Below are 18516 nucleotides of genomic sequence, written 5' to 3'. Positions count from 1 at the left end.
GCTTTCGGTACATGTTAGCGTGCGTCATTGAAATATGACGACCCGCACACTTGCCCTTAGGTAAGCCGGCCCGTAAACACCTCCCAGCCGACACCACCCGCGTGCGGTCGCGCCCTCCGCGTCGACCCGAAATAACCTCAGGAACTCCGCTCTTGCTCGACCAGATCGCGCTGCGCGCCGAACTCGCCGATCACTACGATCTCTCTCCGTCCACCGACATCGCCACGGCACATGCTGACATCTACGCCCGGATGGACCGTGTCGTGACGCCCCCCGACTGGGCGATCTATGCGCCCTATGTCGCGGCGATCAATCAGCTCAAGAAGGATCGCAACGCGGTCATCCTGGCGCATAACTACATGACGCCCGAAATCTATCACGGCATCGCGGACGTGGTCGGCGACAGCCTTCAGCTGGCGATCGAGGCGACGAAGGTGAAGGCCGACGTGATCGTGCAATGCGGTGTGCATTTCATGGCCGAGACGTCCAAGATCCTAAACCCCGCGAAGACGGTGCTGATCCCCGACATGGAGGCCGGCTGTTCGCTGGCCGAAAGCATCACCGCGGAGGGCATCGCGGAAATGCGCGCTAAATATCCGGGCGCGCCGGTCGTCACCTATGTGAACACCACCGCCGAGGTGAAGGCCGCATCCGACATCTGCTGCACCTCCTCCAACGCGGTGCAGATCGTGCGCGGGATGGACAGCGACACGGTCATCATGACGCCGGACAAATATCTGGCGCAGAACATCGCCAATCTCGTGCCCGAGAAAAACATCGTGTGGTGGGACGGTGCCTGCATCGTGCACGAACAGTACACCGCGCAGGATCTGCGGGATTTCCGCGAATGGAACCCCGGCACAAGGATCATCGCGCATCCCGAATGCCCGCCCGATGTGGTGGTCGAGGCCGATTTTTCCGGTTCGACCAGCGGCATCATCGACTACGTGACGCAGCAGCGGCCGGAAAAGGCGATGCTCGTGACCGAATGTTCGATGGCCTCGAACATCTCGGACGCGCTGCCGGATGTGGATTTCGTGGGCCCCTGCAACATGTGCCCCTACATGAAGAAGATCACGCTGGAAAAGGTGCTGTGGTCGCTGCACACGATGGAAGGCGCGGTCGAGGTCGACCCGGAGATCGCCGACAAGGCCCGCGTTGCCGTTCAGCGCATGATCGATCTGTCCGCAAAAATGGCCGGCTAGGGCGATGACCCCGATCGAAACGCCGATCGAAACGGGCCGCGTGATCATCGTCGGCGCGGGACTGGCGGCGCAATATGCGGCGCTGAAACTGGCCCCGCGTCCGGTGTTGATGATCTCTCCCGAGGCTTTGGGAACGGGCGCGTCCTCGGCCTGGGCGCAGGGCGGCGTGGCGGCGGCGATGGACCCGGCGGACAGCGCCGAGGCTCATGCCCGCGATACCGTCACCGCCGGGGCCGGTACCGTCGATCCGACTGTCGCCACGTCCATCACCGCCGAGGCGCGCGCTCACATCCTTGACCTGACCCGGCTGGGCACGCCCTTCGACCGCACAGCCGACGGATCATATGTTCTGTCGCGCGAGGCGGCGCATAGTTTCGCCCGCGTGGTGCGGGTTCAGGGCGATCAGGCAGGGGCCGAGATCATGCGCGCCCTGACCGTACAGGTGCGCGAGGCCGACCACATCCAGGTGCTCGAAGGCGTGATGGCCACGGGGCTTGAAGTTGCTCAGGGCCGTGTCACCGGCGTGGCCGTCGCCCGCTGCGATACCGGCCAAAGCGCCTGCGTCACCCTGCGCGGCACCGCCGTGTTGCTGGCCGGGGGCGGATCTGGCGGGCTTTATGCCCTCACGACCAATCCGCCGCGCATCCGGGGGCAGGTGATCGGCATGGCCGCCCGCGCCGGTGCCCAGATCGCCGACGCCGAATTCGTCCAGTTCCACCCGACCGCCATGGCCTGCGGGCTGGACCCTGCCCCGCTGGCGACCGAGGCATTGCGCGGCGAAGGGGCCACGCTGATCAACCGACAGGGCGAGCGCTTCATGCTGGACGCCCACCCCGACGCGGAACTGGCCCCGCGCGACATCGTCGCCCGCGCCGTCTATGCCCAGACGCAGGCAGGGCTGGCCCCCGCGCTAGACACCCGCACCGCCCTTGGCGCAAAGATCCTGACAGATTTCCCCGCCGTCGCCGCCGCCTGCCAGCAGGCAGGTCTGGACCCGGTGACACAGGTCATCCCCGTGGCCGCCGCCGCGCATTACCACATGGGCGGCGTGGCGACGGATGCGGAAGGGGCCAGCACCCTGCCCGGCCTCTGGGCCTGTGGAGAGGTCGCCTCGACCGGGTTGCACGGGGCGAACCGTCTGGCCTCGAACGGGCTGCTTGAAGCGCTGGTCTATGGCCGCCGCTGCGCGCTGGCGATTGATGCCACGCTCCCTTCGCCCACGGATGTCGCGCCCGTCACCCTGCCCGACCTTCTGCCGGCGGAAACGCCTGACCCTGCGCTGGTCGCACGGCTGCGGCAGGCGATGACCGATGGCGCGGGCGTGATCCGTACCGCAGATGGCCTGAACCGGACGCTGGCACAGATCGCCGCGATCGAAGCCGCGCAACCCGGCTGCGAGACGCTAAAGAACATGACCGCCACCGCCACCCTGATCGCCGCCGCCGCGCTGATGCGCCGCGAAAGCCGGGGCGCGCATTTCCGGTCGGACTTTCCCCAGCCCGACGGCGCATCCGGCACCCGGTCACTGATGACTCTGAACGACGCGCTGGCGATCCGCGACACCACGACCCGAAAGGAACCGGCATGAGCCCCCGTGCAAAATCGACCCCACTGCCCGACCTGATCCTTGAACCGCTCGTCCGCGCCGCGCTGATGGAGGATCTGGGCACCTATGGCGACATCACCACCCGCACGGTCATCCCTGCCGGCACCACCTATTCCGCACAGCTGAACGCCCGTGAACCCGGGATCGTCTCGGGCCTGCAAATCGCCGCGCTGGCGTTTCGGCTGGTCGATCCGGCGCTGAAAATCACCGCGCACAAGGCCGATGGCGACGTGATCGCGCCGGGCGACCTGCTGATGGAGATCAAAGGCGATGCGGCCTCGATCCTGTCGGGCGAGAGGGTCGCGCTGAACTTTGCCGGACGCATGTCGGGGATCGCAACGCTGACCGCGGCCTTCGTGGCGGAAACGCGCGGCACCGACACCCGCGTGACCTGCACCCGCAAGACCACGCCGGGGTTGCGCATCGTGGAAAAGCAGGCCGTGCTGCATGGCGGCGGGTTGAACCACCGCTTCAGCCTGTCCGACGCGATCCTGATCAAGGACAACCACATCGCCGCCGCCGGCGGCGTCCGCCCGGTGCTGCAGTCGGTCAAGGCACAGGCGTCCCACATGATCCGCTGCGAGATCGAGGTCGACCGGCTGGACCAACTGGCCGAGGTGCTGGACGAGGGCGGCGCAGACGTTGTTCTGCTGGACAACATGGACACGGAAAAGCTTTCGAAGGCGGTGGAAATGACCGCCCGCCAGGTGGTGCTGGAGGCCTCGGGCAACATGAAGCTGGACCGCATCGCCGAGGTCGCGGCGACAGGCGTGGACTATATTTCGTCCGGGGCGCTGACCCATTCGGCGCGGGTGCTGGACTTGGGACTGGACTTCTGAGCCCACAACCCACCACGCACATGTATGACGTTTTCTCATATTCAAACGCAATAATATTACGCTGCGCTTGCGAAATAACGTCGAACCGGGTAACCCCACGGAAGCCTGTCTGAGGAGGACCTACATGAGCCAATCCGCCCCACAACGCAGCCTCACCGCCTCCGACATCCGTGCGCGCAAGGGGGCCGATCCGCTGGTCTGCCTGACCGCCTATACGACCCCCGTGGCACGGCTGGCGGACGCGGACTGCGATCTGGTTCTGGTCGGTGACAGTGTCGGCATGGTGCTGCACGGGCTGCCCTCGACCCTCGGCGTGACGATGGAGATGATGGAGCTGCACGGCCGCGCCGTCGCCCGTGGCCTCAGCCGCGCGCTGATGGTCGTCGACATGCCCTTCGGCAGCTATGAGGAAAGCCCGGCCCAGGCCTTTCGCAATGCCGCCAAACTGATGGCGGAAACCGGGGCCGGCGCTGTCAAGCTGGAAGGCGGCGCGAATATGGAAGAGACGGTCCGCTTTATCGTGGGTCGCGGCATCCCCGTCATGGCCCATATCGGCTTGACGCCACAGGCGGTAAACGCGCTAGGCGGCTATAAGGTGCAGGGACGCGGCGCGGATGCGGACCGGATCCTGGAAGACGCCCATGCGGTGACCCGCGCCGGGGCGTTCTCGGTCGTGCTGGAAAAGGTGCCCGCCGCTCTGGCGGATCAGATCACCGCGGGTATCGACATTCCCACGGTCGGCATCGGGGCCTCTTCAGGCTGTGACGGACAGATCCTGGTGATCGACGACATGCTGGGCCTTTTCGATGCCTTCAAGCCGAAGTTCGTCAAGCGCTATGGCGATCTTGCCAGCGACGCCCGCACCGCCATCCGCACCTACGCCCAGGAGGTCCGCGCCCGCAGCTTCCCGGCCCCCGAACATGTCTTTTCGCAGGAGGAACCAGGCACATGTTGATCATCCGCACCAAGGCCGAGCTGCGCGCCATGACCCAAGACTGGCGCCGCGCCGGAGAGAGCATCGGCGTCGTGCCGACCATGGGCGCGCTGCACGCCGGTCACCTCAGCCTTGTCGACCGCGCCTGCGCCGAAAACGACCGGGTGATCGTGACGCTGTTCGTGAACCCCAAGCAGTTCAACAACCCCGAGGATCTGGCGAAATACCCCAGGACCGAGGACAGCGATGCAGAAAAGCTGACGCCCTATGGCGCGGATATCCTCTATGTGCCCGATGGCGCGCAGATGTACCCCGAAGGCTTCGCCACGACCGTGTCGGTGACCGGCGTCAGCGAAGGCCTGTGTGGCGGGGCGCGGCCGGGGCATTTCGACGGGGTGGCCACGGTGGTGACCAAGCTGTTCCTGCAAACCGACGCCGACCGGGCATATTTCGGGGAAAAGGATTACCAGCAGCTGCAGGTGGTGACCCGCCTGGCCGAGGATCTGGACCTGAAGACCGAGATTGTCGGCTGTCCGACCATTCGCGAGGAAGACGGCCTCGCCATGTCCTCGCGCAACCTCCGGCTCGCCAAAGGGCCACGCGAAATTGCGCCGGTGATCGCCCAGGTCCTGGACGACGCCGCGCGTGTCATCTCCCGCGGCGGACAAGTTGCGCAGGCCCTCGATAATGCCAGGGCGGCGCTGCTCTCTGCAGGGTTCGACACGATCGACTACCTGGAGTTGCGCAGCGATCCCGACCTCAAGCTGATGACCAGGGCAGACCGCCCCGGTCGCCTTTTCCTCGCCGCCTGGCTCGATGGCGTGCGCCTGATCGACAATGTCCCTGTCGCGGGTCTCGCAAGCGTCCCGACTCGCAAAGATCACCCGCTCGAACCGGCCTGACCGGGCCGCCGCCTCTCAGCCCTGTGCCCGCAGCCCGGACCGCGCGAGGGCGGCGATCAGATCCGTCCTGGTGACGATGCCGACGATCCGGCCCTTTTCAAGGATCGGCACCGCATCGACATCACCATCGGCCATCATCGGCAGGAGCACCCCGACCGGAGTCGCCGGTACCGCCCGAGGCCCGGCGACGCTCATGATGTCCTTGGCTCGAACCGGCTGCGTACGATCCTGGTCGATCAGGCGCCGAAACGCCGCGAGATAGCCACGGTCGAGCCGAAGCGCATCCTCGCGCGCTCGGTCGATCAGGTGCATCTGGAAGATCACGCCAAGATAACGCCCCTCGACCCCGGTCACCGGAAGCGATGTGAAGCGATGATGTCTGAACAGGTCCGCAATCTTTGACAGCGGAGTGTCCGGGCCAATGGTCACCAGATCACGCGACATGACGTCGGTCGCCAGAAGCGGACCTGTCCGGTGCGCGGCGGCCTGCAACTCGGCCGCGCCGATCAACCGCGCTAGGTCTTCGACACCCAGATTGAACGACTGGCGATACTGGTCCAGCAGCTCTGTCAGTTCTTCTCGGGACAGCCCGATGCGCTTGGCGGGATCGGGATCTTCGGTGCGGTGGCGATTTGGCTCATCGAACTGGCGGAATGGGTACCTGCGCCCCGTGAGCCGGGCGTAGATCGCAGCACAGACGACCAGCGCGAGGGTGCCCGTGGCGACGGGCGCGATCGCGAACCAGAACCCAAGTCGCTCGACCGCCTCCGGGCTCATCGCCGCTGTCATGGCGACCGCACCCGCCGGGGGATGGATCGCGCGACACAGGATGCCGACCGTAATCGTCAGCCCGACCGCAAGGGCGATCCGCAGGACAGGGTCCGCGATCACGGAACAGACCGCCACACCGACCAGTGCCGCGAGGGTGTTGCCCACCACCGCCGACCACGGCTGCGCCAACGGGCTGTTGGGCACTGCGAACAGCAGGACCGACGTCGCACCGAACGGAGCAATCAGGTAAAGCCCAAGTGTCAGGTCGACCACGGGCGACAACAGGAATACACCCGTCACCCCAAGGCCGATCAGAGCGCCGAGCCCCGCACGAAGGGCCTCGACTGGCGAGGGACGGCCGATGACCGGGCCAAGCGAACGGAACAGGGATTCCATGACTGCTTCCTCGTCTGTTTTGCCCAAAGTTTCAGCAACCGACAGCAGGCGCAAGCACATCCGCCCGGCATTGAACCGGGCGCTCAGCCTGATAAGCTGCCTCTCACCTAGGGGTGTCCCGACAAGGGGCTGAGATATCGCTGGCGATTGCAGCGCGGTGACCCTTTGAACCTGATCCGGATCATGCCGGCGAAGGGACAGGATCGCGCAGACCTCTTGCCCTTGCCGGCCTCAGCATGACGAGGCCGCTTTGCCATATCAATCGACAGACCCACGCCCGATCCCGGCGACCATCGCCGTAGTCGTGCGCGACACCCAGGTGCTTCTCGTGCGTCGCGCCAATCCGCCCGATGCGGGCCTTTGGGGATTTCCCGGCGGCAAGATTGACCAGGGCGAACCCCTGTTCGACGCAGCCATCCGCGAACTGGCCGAGGAGACCGGCGTTTCCGCAGACCCGCTACGGGTGATCACGGCGCTCGACGCCTTTGATCACGACGGCACCGGCACCTTGCGCCGCCATTTCATCCTGATCGCCGTTCTGTTCCGCTGGATCGCCGGGGTTCCGGTTGCCGCAGATGACGCGCTCGAGGCGCGCTGGATCGACCTTGCCGCGCTGACGGATGGCAGCCTCGCGCTCAGCCGCGATGTCGGCGCAGTTGCGGACCAGGCCGTAGCCCTGATGGCGGGGGCACCGACATGATCGCCAACGTCCTGACCATTGCGGGCACGGACCCGTCCGGCGGCGCCGGCATCCAGGCCGACATCAAGACCATGTCGGCGCTCGGCGCTTATTCCTGTTCGGTCGTCACGGCCGTGGTGGCGCAAAACACCTGCGGCGTTCGGTCTTTTCAGGCGCTGTCGCCCGATTTCGTCGCCGCACAGATCGACGCGGTGCTCGAGGACGTGCGCATCGACGCGGTCAAGATCGGGATGATCGCCAACGCGGGCATCGCCGGGGCCGTGGCCGACCGGCTGACGCATCACCGGGCGCGCAACATCGTGCTCGACCCGGTGATGGTGGCGAAAAGCGGCCATGCGCTGCTGGACCCCGAGGCCGTCTCGGCGGTGCGCGAACGGCTTGTCCCGCTGGCTTCGGTCATCACGCCCAACCTGCCCGAGGCCGCCGTCCTGCTGGACCGCCCCGACGACTGGAGCGTCCCCGCCATGCGCGCCGCCCTGCCCGCGCTGATGGCGCTCGGGTCGGACCACGTGCTGCTCAAGGGCGGGCACCTGGAGGGCGAGGACAGCACCGATCTTCTGGCCGGGCCCGAGGGCACCCAGGCCTTCCGCGCGCCGCGCATCACCACGACCAGCGATCACGGCACGGGCTGCACCCTGTCCTCGGCCATTGCGGCGCTGCTGCCGCATCACCCGATGCCCGAGGCCGTGGCCCGCGCCAAGGCCTATCTGCACGCCGCGCTGGCCCAAAGCGATGCGCTGGACGTAGGGCAAGGGCACGGGCCGGTGCATCATTTCCACGCGCTCTGGGCGTCAGACGGTTAGCGCGTCGATCCTGTCCCTGAGGGCGCGGGCGGCGGCCTTGGGGTCGGGCTGGCCGCAGATGGCGGAAACCACGGCGACGCCCTGCGCCCCGGCCTTCAGGACCTGCGCCACGTGCTCGGTCTTCAGCCCGCCGATCGCCACGGCGGGCACCGGGCTGGCCGCAACCTGCGCCGCCAGCCCCTCGAAACCCACAGGCGCCTTGTGATCCAGCTTGGAGGGCGTGGCAAAGACCGGCCCCGCACCGATGTATTCGACCAGCGCCTTATCGACGGCGGCGGCCAGCGCGGGCGTCTCGACCGACAGGCCCAGCACCATCGCCGCACCGATCCGGGCGCGGGCCTCGGTCACGGCCATGTCGCCCTGCCCGATGTGCAGACCGTCCGCACCAATCGCAACGGCGGCCTCCACGTCGTCGTTCACGATCAGCACCGCGCCGGTTCCGGCCAGCGCCGCCTTCAGTGCCCGGCCCGTCTCGATCATCCGCGCGGTGCCTGCCGCCTTGTCGCGCAGTTGCACAACCGTCGCCCCGCCCGCGACGGCAGCGCGGGCGGTTTCGACCATGCCGACCCCGGCGCACAGGCCGGGATCGAGCACGAGGTAAATCGAGAGGTCAGGGCAGCGCCTCACGCGGGCACCGCCGCGTCGTGGATCGCCGCCCGCGACAGCGCCTCGGGCGCAACCGCCGCCAGCGCATCGAGGAACCGTGGCGCAAAACTTCCCGGCCCCGAGGCGCCCTCATCCGCCTTCGCCCCCGCAACGGCGAAATGCGCCAGCGCAGCGACGGCGGCGTCGAAGGCGTCTTCCGCAACCGCAGCATAGGCCCCGCAGAGACAGGTGAGCGAACAGCCAAGCGCGGTGTTCATCGGCATGAAGGGCGAGCCTCCCTCGATCCGCACGACCCGCTCTCCGTCGATCACGTAATCCACCTCGCCCGTCACCGCGACGACCGCGCCGCTGGAGCGCGCCAGCCGACGCGCCCCCTCTTCCGCCGCCGCGACCGGATCACGCCCGTCGACTCCCTGCCCCCGGCTGGCTTCCCCGGCGAGCGACAGGATTTCCGAGGCATTGCCCCGGATGATCGTCGGCCGTTCGGCAACCAGCGCCTGCACAACCTCGCGCCGATAGGACGTCGCCTGACAGGCCACCGGGTCCAGCACTCAGGGCCGCCCCGCGACCTGCGCCCCCCGGATTGCAGCGCGCATTCCGGCGACGAAGGGCGGCGACAGGGTGCCGATATTCACCGTCACTGCCCCCGCGATCCCGGCAAATTCCTCGGCTTCCTCGACGTCGGAAACCATGGCGGGGCTGGCGCCAGCCGCGAGCAGCACGTTTGCGGCGATGTTCATGGCGACGTAGTTGGTGATGCACTGCACCAGCGGCGGCGTGGCCCGCAGCGCGGTCAGAAGGGTTTCGGGGCTCTGGCTCATGCCTTGTCCTCCAGCGGGATATACAGGTCTCCGCCTTCGCGGAACTTCTCGGCCATGCGGGCCATGCCGTCCTTCTGCGCTTCGGCGCGGATGTCGTGGCTGATGCGCATCGAACAGAACTTGGGCCCGCACATCGAACAGAAATGCGCGACCTTGTGGGCTTCCTTGGGCAAGGTCTCGTCATGCATAGAGCGAGCGGTTTCGGGATCGAGCGAGAGGTTGAACTGGTCTTCCCACCTGAACTCGAACCGCGCGCGGCTGAGCGCATCGTCGCGGATCTGCGCCGCCGGATGGCCCTTAGCGAGGTCCGCCGCATGGGCCGCGATCTTGTATGTGATGACACCGACCTTCACGTCGTCGCGGTCGGGCAGCCCGAGGTGTTCCTTGGGCGTCACGTAACACAGCATCGCGGTGCCGAACCAGCCGATCATCGCCGCGCCAATGCCGCTGGTGATATGATCGTATCCCGGCGCAATGTCCGTTGTGAGCGGCCCGAGCGTGTAGAACGGCGCCTCGCCGCAGACCTGCAACTGCTTGTCCATGTTGGCCTTGATCTTGTGCATGGGCACATGGCCCGGCCCCTCGATCATCACCTGGCAATCCCGCGCCCAGGCGATCTGCGTCAGCTCTCCGAGGGTCTCAAGCTCGGCAAATTGCGCCTCGTCATTGGCATCCGCGATGGAACCGGGGCGCAGCCCGTCACCCAAGCTGAACGACACGTCATAGGCGCGCGCGATCTCGCAGATCTCGTCGAAATGCTCGTACAGGAAGCTTTCGCGGTGATGGTGCAGGCACCACTTCGCCATGATCGAGCCCCCGCGCGACACGATCCCCGTCACCCGGTTCACCGTCATCGGGATCATGTGCAGCCGCACACCTGCATGGATGGTGAAGTAATCCACCCCCTGCTCGGCCTGTTCGATCAGAGTGTCGCGGAAGACCTCCCAGCTCAGGTCCTCGGCGATGCCGCCGACCTTTTCCAGCGCCTGGTACAGTGGCACCGTGCCGATCGGGACCGGCGAGTTTCGCAGGATCCAGTCGCGGATGTTGTGGATGTTGCGCCCCGTCGACAGGTCCATGACCGTGTCGGCGCCCCATCTGGTCGCCCAGACCATCTTTTCCACTTCCTCGGCCATCGAGGAAGTCACCGCCGAGTTGCCGATATTGGCGTTGATCTTGACGAGGAAGTTCCGCCCGATCGCCATCGGCTCGGCCTCGGGATGGTTGATGTTCGCGGGGATGATCGCGCGGCCCTTGGCGATCTCGTCACGCACGAATTCCGGCGTGATGAAATCCGGAATTTCCGCACCAAAACTTTCGCCGTCGCGCGCCAATGTCTGTGCATGGGCCTCTGCCTGCGCCTTGCGCCCGAGGTTTTCGCGGATCGCGACGAATTCCATCTCGGGCGTGACGATGCCGGCGCGGGCATAGGCCATCTGGGTCACCGCCCGACCTTGCGTGGCGCGACGCGGCGCGTTGCGGACGGGGAATTCGGGCGTCAGCCGCGCGCCTTCGGCAAAGCCGTTGTCGGCAGGGGTGACATGCCGGCCTGCGTAGGTTTCGGTATCGCCACGGGCCGCAATCCAGCCCTCGCGCAGGCGCGGCAGGCCCCGGTCGATGACGATCGTCGCCTCAGGGTCCGTATAGGGGCCCGAGCTGTCATAGACGGTGACGGGCGGTTCCCCGGCCGTGGGGTGCAGGTCGATCTCGCGCATGGGCACGCGGATATCGGGGTGACGGGTGCCCGCATGCCAGACGCGGCGCGAGGCGGGCAGCGGGCCCGTGGTGACGGTTGGGTTGAGATCTTTCATCGGTCGGAGCCTCCATAGCTCAAAGCGTTGGAGACCCAGTTCCGCGTCGAATGGGATTGCCGGTGTGGGAATAGCCCTCCACGAAAGTGGTCGGGGCCCGCGCGGCCAGTGCACCATCCCTACGCCAGTGTGAACTGGATCAGGTTCATCGGGTCACTGCGCTGCACGGGTGCCAGCAGTATCTCAGCCTCTTGTCGAGACCCCCCGGGTGAGTGCCCGCAGGCTGTTCTGGGCGCGCGCAAATGTCAACGCATGATAAGACGGGCCATTATCGTTACCGCTCCAGCGGATGATTTCGGCGGGGCGATCCATCTGTGCTGAACTGGCTGAACTCAACCAAAGGAGTTCAGCATGTCCCGCTTCGATCATACCGCCATCGTCAATTCGCGCCGCCGTCAGCGCAGCCTCGGCCACCACGCGCTGCGGGCCTATGCCCAGGAACGGGGGCGCTTCTTCAATGTCGTGGACCTGGTGAACAAGCTCGATGCCGAAGCCCGTGCCGACCGACAGGGGCGCACAGCAGACCTGCTCTGCCGCCTCGACTTCCTGATACTCGACGAGCTCGGCTATCTCCCCTTCGCGCAAACTGGCGGCCAGCTGCTGTTCCATCTCATCAGCCGGCTCTACGAGCGCACCTCGATCATCGTGACGACCAATCTCGACTTCGGGGAATGGCCTTCGGTCTTCGGCGACGCGAAGATGACCACTGCGCTGCTCGACCGCCTGACCCATCACTGCGACATCGTCGAAACCGGCAACGAGAGCTGGCGCTTCAAGACCCGAGAATGACCGACACTCACGCTCCAAGGGGGTCATTTTTGGACGCCGATAAGGGGTCAAGATTGTGTGCCGATTGACAGATAGCGTGCTCAGCAGGGCAAAGGACTCTAGATGAGAGCCTGCTTGAGAGAGGAACCGGAGTCTTTACTGAGAAGAACGGGCATGATACCCGTTCTCTAGTCAAGATCGGGTATGGTGCCCATTCTCGGGGAGGGTCCCACTGCGATACGTCCCGACACAAGTGGCGTCCGAACTAACTGGCCTTTCGACGGATAAACTTCGCGAGTGGACCAGTAGGCGTGCACTGATACCAGCCGATGTCCGACCAAAGAAGAAGGGTTCCCCTGCCAAATTCACTTGGCAGACGATTCTAGTGTTGAGAATTGCGGTGCTTCTGCGTGAGAGATTCCATCTTGAACTGCAAGCGCACAGAACATTTTTCATCAATTTGCGGTCCGATCTGCGAAAGCGATCCTTCATTACATTGTGGGGACATCGGGTGGCTATGACCCCGGACCAATGGACGATCCTTGATGAGGAAGCCCTGATAGCACAAGATGATGCGCTACTGATCCGCCTTGACCCACACTTGCGCGTACTGCGAACTGGGTTTGCGCTCCCTGATGTCGCCGCAGGCCGCGGACAACTCGACCTCTTTTCTCTGCCGAACCTGCACCGCGCTGAAGGCTCGAAAGCACCAGCCAAAGCAGCTGAGTCTGACCAGAGGCGTTCTGCATGAGGGCTGGCGGAAATCTGCCAAAGTCGATTTGGCAAACCCCTTTGTTAAACTTGTTTGTTCCTGTTATGTTCTCGCTTGGCGAGACTTTAGATGAGCAATAGCTATGAGCGCGGAATCGATGCAGAATTGGCTGGAGAGGCTCGGCTACAATGCTGAACCTGCCGTCTTGCATCGTCGCGGCGATGACGTTCCCGAAACTCATCCATATGCACTTGAACTCAAGACCCTCCTGAGACCGGAAGGTCCAATACGTGCTCACGCGGTCTTTGACGTGGAGGGGGTGCCTACCGTCGTGTTCGTAGGAGAAGATGGAGATCCTCTTTCGTCTCAAGCGCTCGACGAAATCCGCAAACGTGTTTGGAATCAAAATCTTGCTACTATAGTCATTGAAATCAAAGGCGACACAGCCCTAGCTGTGCCTGCCCGAAAGCTGCGTAACGCAGGCCAACAGCTTATCCTTGATGACGCCCGACCGGACGGTCCTTTCTCTGCGCTCGACATAGCCTCTGCCAATGTCTCCCGGCGCGTTCCCAACTGGTTTGATGTAAAGGCGCGAGTCGACCGAAAGTTGCTCGCGAACCTCTCCGTTGTCGTCTCACAGCTTGCCGATCAGGGCCTCTCGGGAGCATCGAAGGATCACGATCGCCGTCATCTGGCCGAGCTGCTTATGGGCCAGATTCTGTTCGTCTCCTATTTGGAACATCGCGAGATAGTCGGCGCCACTTACCGCGATCGCCGCCAAGTCTCTCAACTCCATCATCTGATCGCCGAGAAAGATCGGGCTGGACTCAGAACACTGATTGACGCGCTTCGATCGGATTTCAATGGCGACTTCATGGGAGATGATCGCCACGATCCCTGGACCAAACTTACGGATGACGGCTTTAACCTGATCAATCGCTTTCTACAGCGCACTGATATGCGAACCGGCCAAGGTGATTTTTGGAACTACGATTTCAGCTATATTCCGGTCGAGTTACTTTCTGGTCTCTACGAGTCTTTCTTATCGGATGAACAGCAGGCTAAGGACGGCGCGTATTACACGCCACGTCACCTTGCTATGCTCGCGGTCGACCAGGCGTTCACGAATTCATCCGACCCACTCTCTGAAACGATTTTTGACGGTGCATGCGGCTCCGGCATACTCCTGACCACGGCCTATCGTCGGCTGATCGCGCTGTCAGAAGCACGCGAAGGGCGTCAACTGAGTTTCCGCGAACGCGCAGACCTGCTCCGAGGCCGTATTTTTGGCGGCGACATCAATTTTATGGCCTGCCGTGTCACAGCGTTCAGTCTCTATTTGTCGCTCCTGGAAGGCCTAAATCCTGCCGACATCATGGAAGCGCAGGAACGAGAGGGGACGAAACTGCCGTCATTGAACGGCTCAAACCTTACCTATGGTGAGGACGCAGCAGACTTTTTCCGCGATGATCATGCTTTCAGCGGTAAGCGCTTCTCGCTCATTATCTCGAATCCGCCATGGGCCGAACCTGAAGGCTCCTCTAAGACGAGCGCAGACGCTTGGGCAGAACGTGCCGAAGCTCCATTTGTGCGCCGCCAGATAGCCGGCGCGTATGCGTTGCGCGCGATAGACTTTCTGCAGGCGGGGGGGCAAATCTGTCTCATCTTGCCAATTGGGCAGTTTCTCGGACCGTCCAGTACGGGGTTCGTTTCGCATCTGCTAGAACAGTATCAGCCGTCACGATTGATCAATTTTGGTGATCTCCAGGGACTTCTTTTCCCCACTGCAGAGAATACCTGTCATGTCTTCCTTGGCATTGTACGGCCAGAACGGCTTCCGAGCAGAATCCCCTTCGATGAGAATTTCGAATACTGCGTGCCTAAAGCAGATATGAGTCTTGCTCTTGGTCGGCTGACAATGCAGTCCGCCGACAAACATCATCTTCAAACGCGCTCAGTGGCGGAAGACCCCCAACTCCTCGTGACTATGATGTGGGGCGATGCAAACGACCTTTCAATTTGGGCGCGTCTGTCCGCACACGGCACATTTTCTGATTTCTGGCGCGGACCTCACGAATATCGTCGCTGGATATACCGAAAGGGGATCCATCTAAACGACAGGAGTCGCGAGCCGGTCAACGCCGGACCGCTCCGCGACAAGCCGTTTATACCGATAGCTGCGCTGAGCGCTGGTTCACCTGTCTTGCACTCAGACTTACTTACATCGTGGCCAAAGGGCCAGGACACTGTTGTCGGTCTAAACGAGTCGGTGCTGAGTGTATTCGATGGCCCGCGCGTCTTGTTCCCGGATGGGTTTTCTAGGGAGCAGTTAAATGTCCGAGCGGTCTACTATGATGGACCCGCAGCTTTTACCCACAGCATCGGCGTGATCTCCGGACCGAAGGAGGACGCTGAACTTCTCAGCTTCGTTGCCGTATATCTACGCTCAAGTCTTGCGCGCTACTTCCTGATGATGCGTGGCTGGAAGATGCTGTGCGAACGCAATGGTGTTCACCTCAAGGACGTCGAGACGTTTCCGTTCTTTATGCCGGAGAATGCTCCCGACGGGGCAGTTGCAGCCGAAGCGCTGTCGAGCGTCTCTCGCCATGTGTCCGAAATCACCGAACTCCCTGAACTTGAACAAAGCGCGCGCTATGAAGAATTGAGGCCAAAGCTGGATCGGGCAGTGTTTTCCTATTTTGGCCTTGGCTCCGAGGAGCAGAAGCTTGTCCGTGAAACAGTCGATGTTTTCATGCCGTCCATCCGGCCACGTGGTTTCAAGAGCCTCGACACACCAGCACAGCACACTGCTCAGCGCAGTGACTTCAAGACTTACGCTCGTGCACTTGCAACATCACTTACGGATTGGCGAGCCAAAACGCATGGCAAGGGACGCTTCCACGTCGATGTGGTAACCAGCGATCCTAGGCGAGCTGGTCCATCTGGAATCGTTCGCATATCATACAAGGAGAAGCCTACCTCGGCGCCCGTCGTGGAGACGCAAGTAAGCGATGCGCTTGTCCTGCAAACACTCGAGCAATTGCGCATTTCAGGTCTGAAAGCCATTCCTCTAGGAGATTCCCTGACGCTGGTCCCGGATGCCCATATCTGGATCGATCAATCGCTTTACCTCGTGCGACCGCTTACCAAACGCAACTGGACCATACGGCAAGCACTCCGTGATGCTGAACAAATTGTAAGAACGGTACAAGCCCGCGCTGCATCCGGAAAACGGGGAGTGTCCGCGTGACAGCAGCCGACGATTGGTTTGCGGCATTCCCCATTCAGCCAGCGACCGAAGCCGTTGAAGCGCTTTGCCAAGCATGGACCGAGTTGGCTGAACGGCCACGGCCTGACTTCAACCCCAAAACTAATGAAGCAGCGCTAACGAAGCGACTTAAGGTCTACATAGAAAATTACACAGCACGCGAGCGTGGCCTACTCGGCATGTGGGCAGCTGAGGATATCATTGGCGAGATAGATCCTGCGACGGGCGCAATGATCGAAGAACGCCGAACCGATATTGTCTATGGCTGGAACGACTCCACCCAGGATCTAAAGTTCGTCTTCGAGTTTAAGCGCCTAGGAAGGCAGAAACGACACCGAGACCACTATCTACGCGAAAATGGCTTGGCTCGTTTTGTCACTGGAATTTATAGTCGGCGTCAAGCAGTTGCTGCCATGGTTGGTGTTCTTCTTGATCCCGAGCCGGATGTAGTTCCCCCCATTCGGGAAATGCTGAGTCAGGAAGAAATGGTCGCCGAACTCAAGCTCCGGCCTGCTGCGGACGGCTTAGCCGTTATCCAACCATCCGCTTTGTTTAGCGCCGCCGACTTCGACACAGAGCATGAGAGAGACCCCACCTTGGCGCCCTCTCACGGCCACATACGTGTTGCCCATTTCTTTCTGCCGTTCGGGTATCCGACGACGACGAAAAAGCCGAAAGGTCCAAAAGTATAACAACAAGGGACCGAGGATGAGGAGCGGGCCGGCGGTAATGGACATTTTGTAGGCTTCGTGCTACATAATCAGTAAATCTGTAGCGCGAAGGCTTCAAATTATGCCGACTCCACACCATCCCTCTGTTGCCGTGCGACGCACGCTCCGCAAGTTGGGGTCAGACATCCGCGACGCACGACGTCGACGCAAACTGCCCATGGCGGTCGTGGCAGAACGCGCCTTCACGTCCCGCTCGACCCTTCAGAAGATCGAGGCGGGCGACTCGAACGTCGGAATCGGGATTTACGCCTCTGTTCTGCAAGCTCTCGGCCTGCTGGATGGCCTTGGCGGCATCGCTGACATCAGCCGTGATGAAATAGGTCAGTCTCTCGCAAGCGCAAACCTACCCCGACGGGTTCACCTCAAAAACAAGTCAGGGCGGTCCTCCCGTGAGTGATATAGAAGTTCATATCGATCTTCATGGACAAACCCGACCGATCGGGATCGCCCACGCCAACCTAGTTCGCGGGAGCGAATCCGTTGTGTTCGAATATATCGAGGGCTGGCTCAATGACCCTGAGCGCTTCTCAATCGAGCCCGCCCTCGCATTGACACGCGGCGGCTTTGCACCACCGCAAGGCCAAGCCATTTTCGGATCACTCGGTGACTCAGCCCCGGATACCTGGGGGCGTCGCTTGATGCAGCGTGCGGAGCGTCGACTCGCTGACCGCGAAGGCAGACAGGTCCACACACTTACGGAAACCAATTACTTGCTCGGCGTAGCTGATGAGACCCGCCTAGGTGCACTGCGCTTTCGACGCGTGGGCGCAGAAGAGTTCCAAGCTCCCATTCGGGCGGGCGTTCCAGCCGTCATCGAACTCGGCCGCTTGCTACAGGTCACCGAACGCATCCTACGAGACGAGGAGACCGATGAGGACCTGCAACTAATCTTTGCGCCAGGATCTTCACTCGGAGGCGCGCGCCCTAAGGCGTCGATCATCGACCAACATGGTCATCTGTCCATCGCGAAGTTTCCGAAAGAAACGGATGAATACAGCATGGAGACCTGGGAGGAGATCGCGCTTCGGCTTGCCGAACGTGCCGGGATCAACACCCCCAGTCACGAACTCGTCGAGGTCGCCGGTAAGGCCGTGCTCCTTTCGAGGCGTTTTGACAGGGAGGGCAACAAACGAATTCCGTTCCTTTCCGCCATGTCTATGACCGGTTCGAGAGATGGGGAACGCGGTAGTTACCCTGAGATCGTCGACGCTTTGGGAGGGCAAGGCGCGCAGGCAAAGACGGATGCCGCTGAGCTCTACAGGCGCGTTGCTTTCAGTGTTCTGATCTCGAACGTGGACGACCATCTCCGTAATCATGGGTTCCTATGGGCGGGAAGGGAGGGCTGGACACTCTCGCCAGCTTACGACTTGAATCCAACGCCAGTCGATCTCAAGGCCCGCGTCCTGACGACCAATATCGACCTCGATGAAGGTACGTGTTCGGTCGAGCTGCTCGAAGGTGCTTCAGAATATTTTGGCCTCGGGATTAAAGCTGCACGCCTGATTATCAAGGAAGTAGCTGCAGCGACTTCTACTTGGCGGGAAACGGCAAAAGAACTCGGCGCGCGCCCTGCCGAGATCAATCGGATGGCTAGCGCTTTTGAACATGATGATCAAAACAAGGCCCTCAAGCTCTGAAGGGGA

General features: G+C 62.7%; 14 protein-coding genes, 2 pseudogenes and 2 riboswitches. Of the genes and pseudogenes, 12 read left to right on the top strand and 4 right to left on the bottom strand.

Features of this window, described 5'->3' with window-relative positions:
* Nucleotides 1–152 precede the first annotated feature (152 nt).
* From nadA to panC, 5 genes are all read left to right on the top strand, one after another.
* Entirely contained in the window at nt 153–1205 is a 1053-nt protein-coding gene (nadA, locus tag GLS40_RS16885) for a quinolinate synthase NadA (protein ID WP_160383824.1), read from the top strand.
* Between the two features lie 4 nt (nt 1206–1209).
* Nucleotides 1210–2793, top strand: coding sequence for an L-aspartate oxidase (locus GLS40_RS16880; RefSeq protein WP_160383823.1), 1584 nt, complete (start codon nt 1210–1212; stop codon nt 2791–2793).
* Nucleotides 2790–3650, top strand: a complete 861-nt coding sequence (gene nadC / locus GLS40_RS16875; RefSeq protein ID WP_160383822.1) for a carboxylating nicotinate-nucleotide diphosphorylase — start codon at nt 2790–2792, stop codon at nt 3648–3650. The genes GLS40_RS16880 and nadC overlap by 4 nt, the downstream gene beginning before the upstream one ends.
* Before the next feature lie 124 nt (nt 3651–3774).
* Nucleotides 3775–4605 (top strand): 3-methyl-2-oxobutanoate hydroxymethyltransferase, encoded by an 831-nt coding sequence (gene panB, locus GLS40_RS16870; protein WP_160383821.1) that lies wholly within the window; start codon nt 3775–3777, stop codon nt 4603–4605.
* The gene (gene panC, locus GLS40_RS16865; protein ID WP_160383820.1) at nt 4599–5486 is read left to right on the top strand and encodes a pantoate--beta-alanine ligase; all 888 of its coding nucleotides are present in this window, start codon (nt 4599–4601) and stop codon (nt 5484–5486) included. The genes panB and panC overlap by 7 nt, the downstream gene beginning before the upstream one ends.
* Before the next feature lie 15 nt (nt 5487–5501).
* Here the strand turns inward: panC and GLS40_RS16860 are convergent, their stop codons facing one another.
* Nucleotides 5502–6653 carry an HPP family protein gene (locus GLS40_RS16860; protein ID WP_043754018.1) on the bottom strand — a complete coding sequence of 384 codons (1152 nt, stop codon included), beginning with the start codon at nt 6651–6653 and terminating at the stop codon, nt 5502–5504.
* A gap of 99 nt (nt 6654–6752) precedes the next feature.
* Nucleotides 6753–6869: riboswitch (TPP riboswitch) on the top strand.
* 34 nt (nt 6870–6903) lie between these two features.
* On the opposite strand from GLS40_RS16860, the gene GLS40_RS16855 reads away from it, so the two are divergent.
* Both GLS40_RS16855 and thiD read left to right on the top strand, forming a co-directional pair.
* Nucleotides 6904–7353, top strand: coding sequence for an NUDIX hydrolase (locus tag GLS40_RS16855; RefSeq protein ID WP_160383819.1), 450 nt, complete (start codon nt 6904–6906; stop codon nt 7351–7353).
* Nucleotides 7350–8156: a bifunctional hydroxymethylpyrimidine kinase/phosphomethylpyrimidine kinase gene (thiD, locus tag GLS40_RS16850; RefSeq protein WP_048534113.1), complete on the top strand. Its 807-nt coding sequence runs from the start codon at nt 7350–7352 to the stop codon at nt 8154–8156. The genes GLS40_RS16855 and thiD overlap by 4 nt, the downstream gene beginning before the upstream one ends.
* On the opposite strand, the gene thiE is transcribed toward thiD, so the two are convergent.
* The 3 genes and pseudogenes from thiE to thiC all read right to left on the bottom strand — a co-directional run bounded on the left by thiE (nt 8145) and on the right by thiC (nt 11394).
* Entirely contained in the window at nt 8145–8783 is a 639-nt protein-coding gene (gene thiE / locus GLS40_RS16845) for a thiamine phosphate synthase (RefSeq protein ID WP_048534111.1), read from the bottom strand. The two genes, thiD and thiE, sit on opposite strands and share 12 nt — an antisense overlap.
* Nucleotides 8780–9583, bottom strand: a pseudogene (thiM, locus tag GLS40_RS16840) (hydroxyethylthiazole kinase). Before thiM ends, thiE begins: the two are co-directional and overlap by 4 nt.
* Nucleotides 9580–11394 (bottom strand): phosphomethylpyrimidine synthase ThiC, encoded by a 1815-nt coding sequence (gene thiC, locus GLS40_RS16835; RefSeq protein ID WP_160383818.1) that lies wholly within the window; start codon nt 11392–11394, stop codon nt 9580–9582. The pseudogene thiM and the gene thiC overlap by 4 nt, the downstream one beginning before the upstream one ends.
* 98 nt (nt 11395–11492) lie before the next feature.
* Nucleotides 11493–11611, bottom strand: a riboswitch (TPP riboswitch).
* 185 nt (nt 11612–11796) lie between these two features.
* Between thiC and istB the strand changes: the two are divergent.
* From istB to GLS40_RS16810, 5 genes and pseudogenes are all read left to right on the top strand, one after another.
* Nucleotides 11797–12183: pseudogene (gene istB / locus GLS40_RS16830) on the top strand (IS21-like element ISPkr1 family helper ATPase IstB); the annotation flags it as partial.
* 833 nt (nt 12184–13016) lie between these two features.
* Nucleotides 13017–16124: an N-6 DNA methylase gene (locus tag GLS40_RS16825; RefSeq protein ID WP_160383817.1), complete on the top strand. Its 3108-nt coding sequence runs from the start codon at nt 13017–13019 to the stop codon at nt 16122–16124.
* Nucleotides 16121–16834: a Fis family transcriptional regulator gene (locus GLS40_RS16820; protein ID WP_160383816.1), complete on the top strand. Its 714-nt coding sequence runs from the start codon at nt 16121–16123 to the stop codon at nt 16832–16834. Before GLS40_RS16825 ends, GLS40_RS16820 begins: the two co-directional genes overlap by 4 nt.
* A gap of 100 nt (nt 16835–16934) precedes the next feature.
* Nucleotides 16935–17270 (top strand): helix-turn-helix domain-containing protein, encoded by a 336-nt coding sequence (locus GLS40_RS16815; RefSeq protein ID WP_065818596.1) that lies wholly within the window; start codon nt 16935–16937, stop codon nt 17268–17270.
* Nucleotides 17263–18510, top strand: a complete 1248-nt coding sequence (locus GLS40_RS16810) for a type II toxin-antitoxin system HipA family toxin (protein WP_160383815.1) — start codon at nt 17263–17265, stop codon at nt 18508–18510. The genes GLS40_RS16815 and GLS40_RS16810 overlap by 8 nt, the downstream gene beginning before the upstream one ends.
* Nucleotides 18511–18516 lie beyond the last annotated feature (6 nt).

It is taken from the genome of Pseudooceanicola pacificus (genome assembly GCF_009789075.1).
In the GTDB taxonomy this organism is placed as follows: Bacteria; Pseudomonadota; Alphaproteobacteria; order Rhodobacterales; family Rhodobacteraceae; genus Pseudooceanicola; species Pseudooceanicola pacificus.
This window is presented reverse-complemented; position numbering and strand designations above follow the sequence as displayed.

Excerpts from the sequence above, each read along its gene's own strand:
- thiD (WP_048534113.1), top strand. The coding sequence starts at position 7,350 with ATGATCGCCAACGTCCTGACCATTGCGGGCACGGACCCGTCCGGCGGC.
- GLS40_RS16860 (WP_043754018.1), bottom strand. The coding sequence starts at position 6,653 with ATGGAATCCCTGTTCCGTTCGCTTGGCCCGGTCATCGGCCGTCCCTCG.
- panB (WP_160383821.1), top strand. The coding sequence starts at position 3,775 with ATGAGCCAATCCGCCCCACAACGCAGCCTCACCGCCTCCGACATCCGT.
- GLS40_RS16880 (WP_160383823.1), top strand. The coding sequence starts at position 1,210 with ATGACCCCGATCGAAACGCCGATCGAAACGGGCCGCGTGATCATCGTC.
- thiC (WP_160383818.1), bottom strand. The coding sequence starts at position 11,394 with ATGAAAGATCTCAACCCAACCGTCACCACGGGCCCGCTGCCCGCCTCG.
- panC (WP_160383820.1), top strand. The coding sequence starts at position 4,599 with ATGTTGATCATCCGCACCAAGGCCGAGCTGCGCGCCATGACCCAAGAC.
- GLS40_RS16815 (WP_065818596.1), top strand. The coding sequence starts at position 16,935 with ATGCCGACTCCACACCATCCCTCTGTTGCCGTGCGACGCACGCTCCGC.
- GLS40_RS16825 (WP_160383817.1), top strand. The coding sequence starts at position 13,017 with ATGAGCGCGGAATCGATGCAGAATTGGCTGGAGAGGCTCGGCTACAAT.
- nadC (WP_160383822.1), top strand. The coding sequence starts at position 2,790 with ATGAGCCCCCGTGCAAAATCGACCCCACTGCCCGACCTGATCCTTGAA.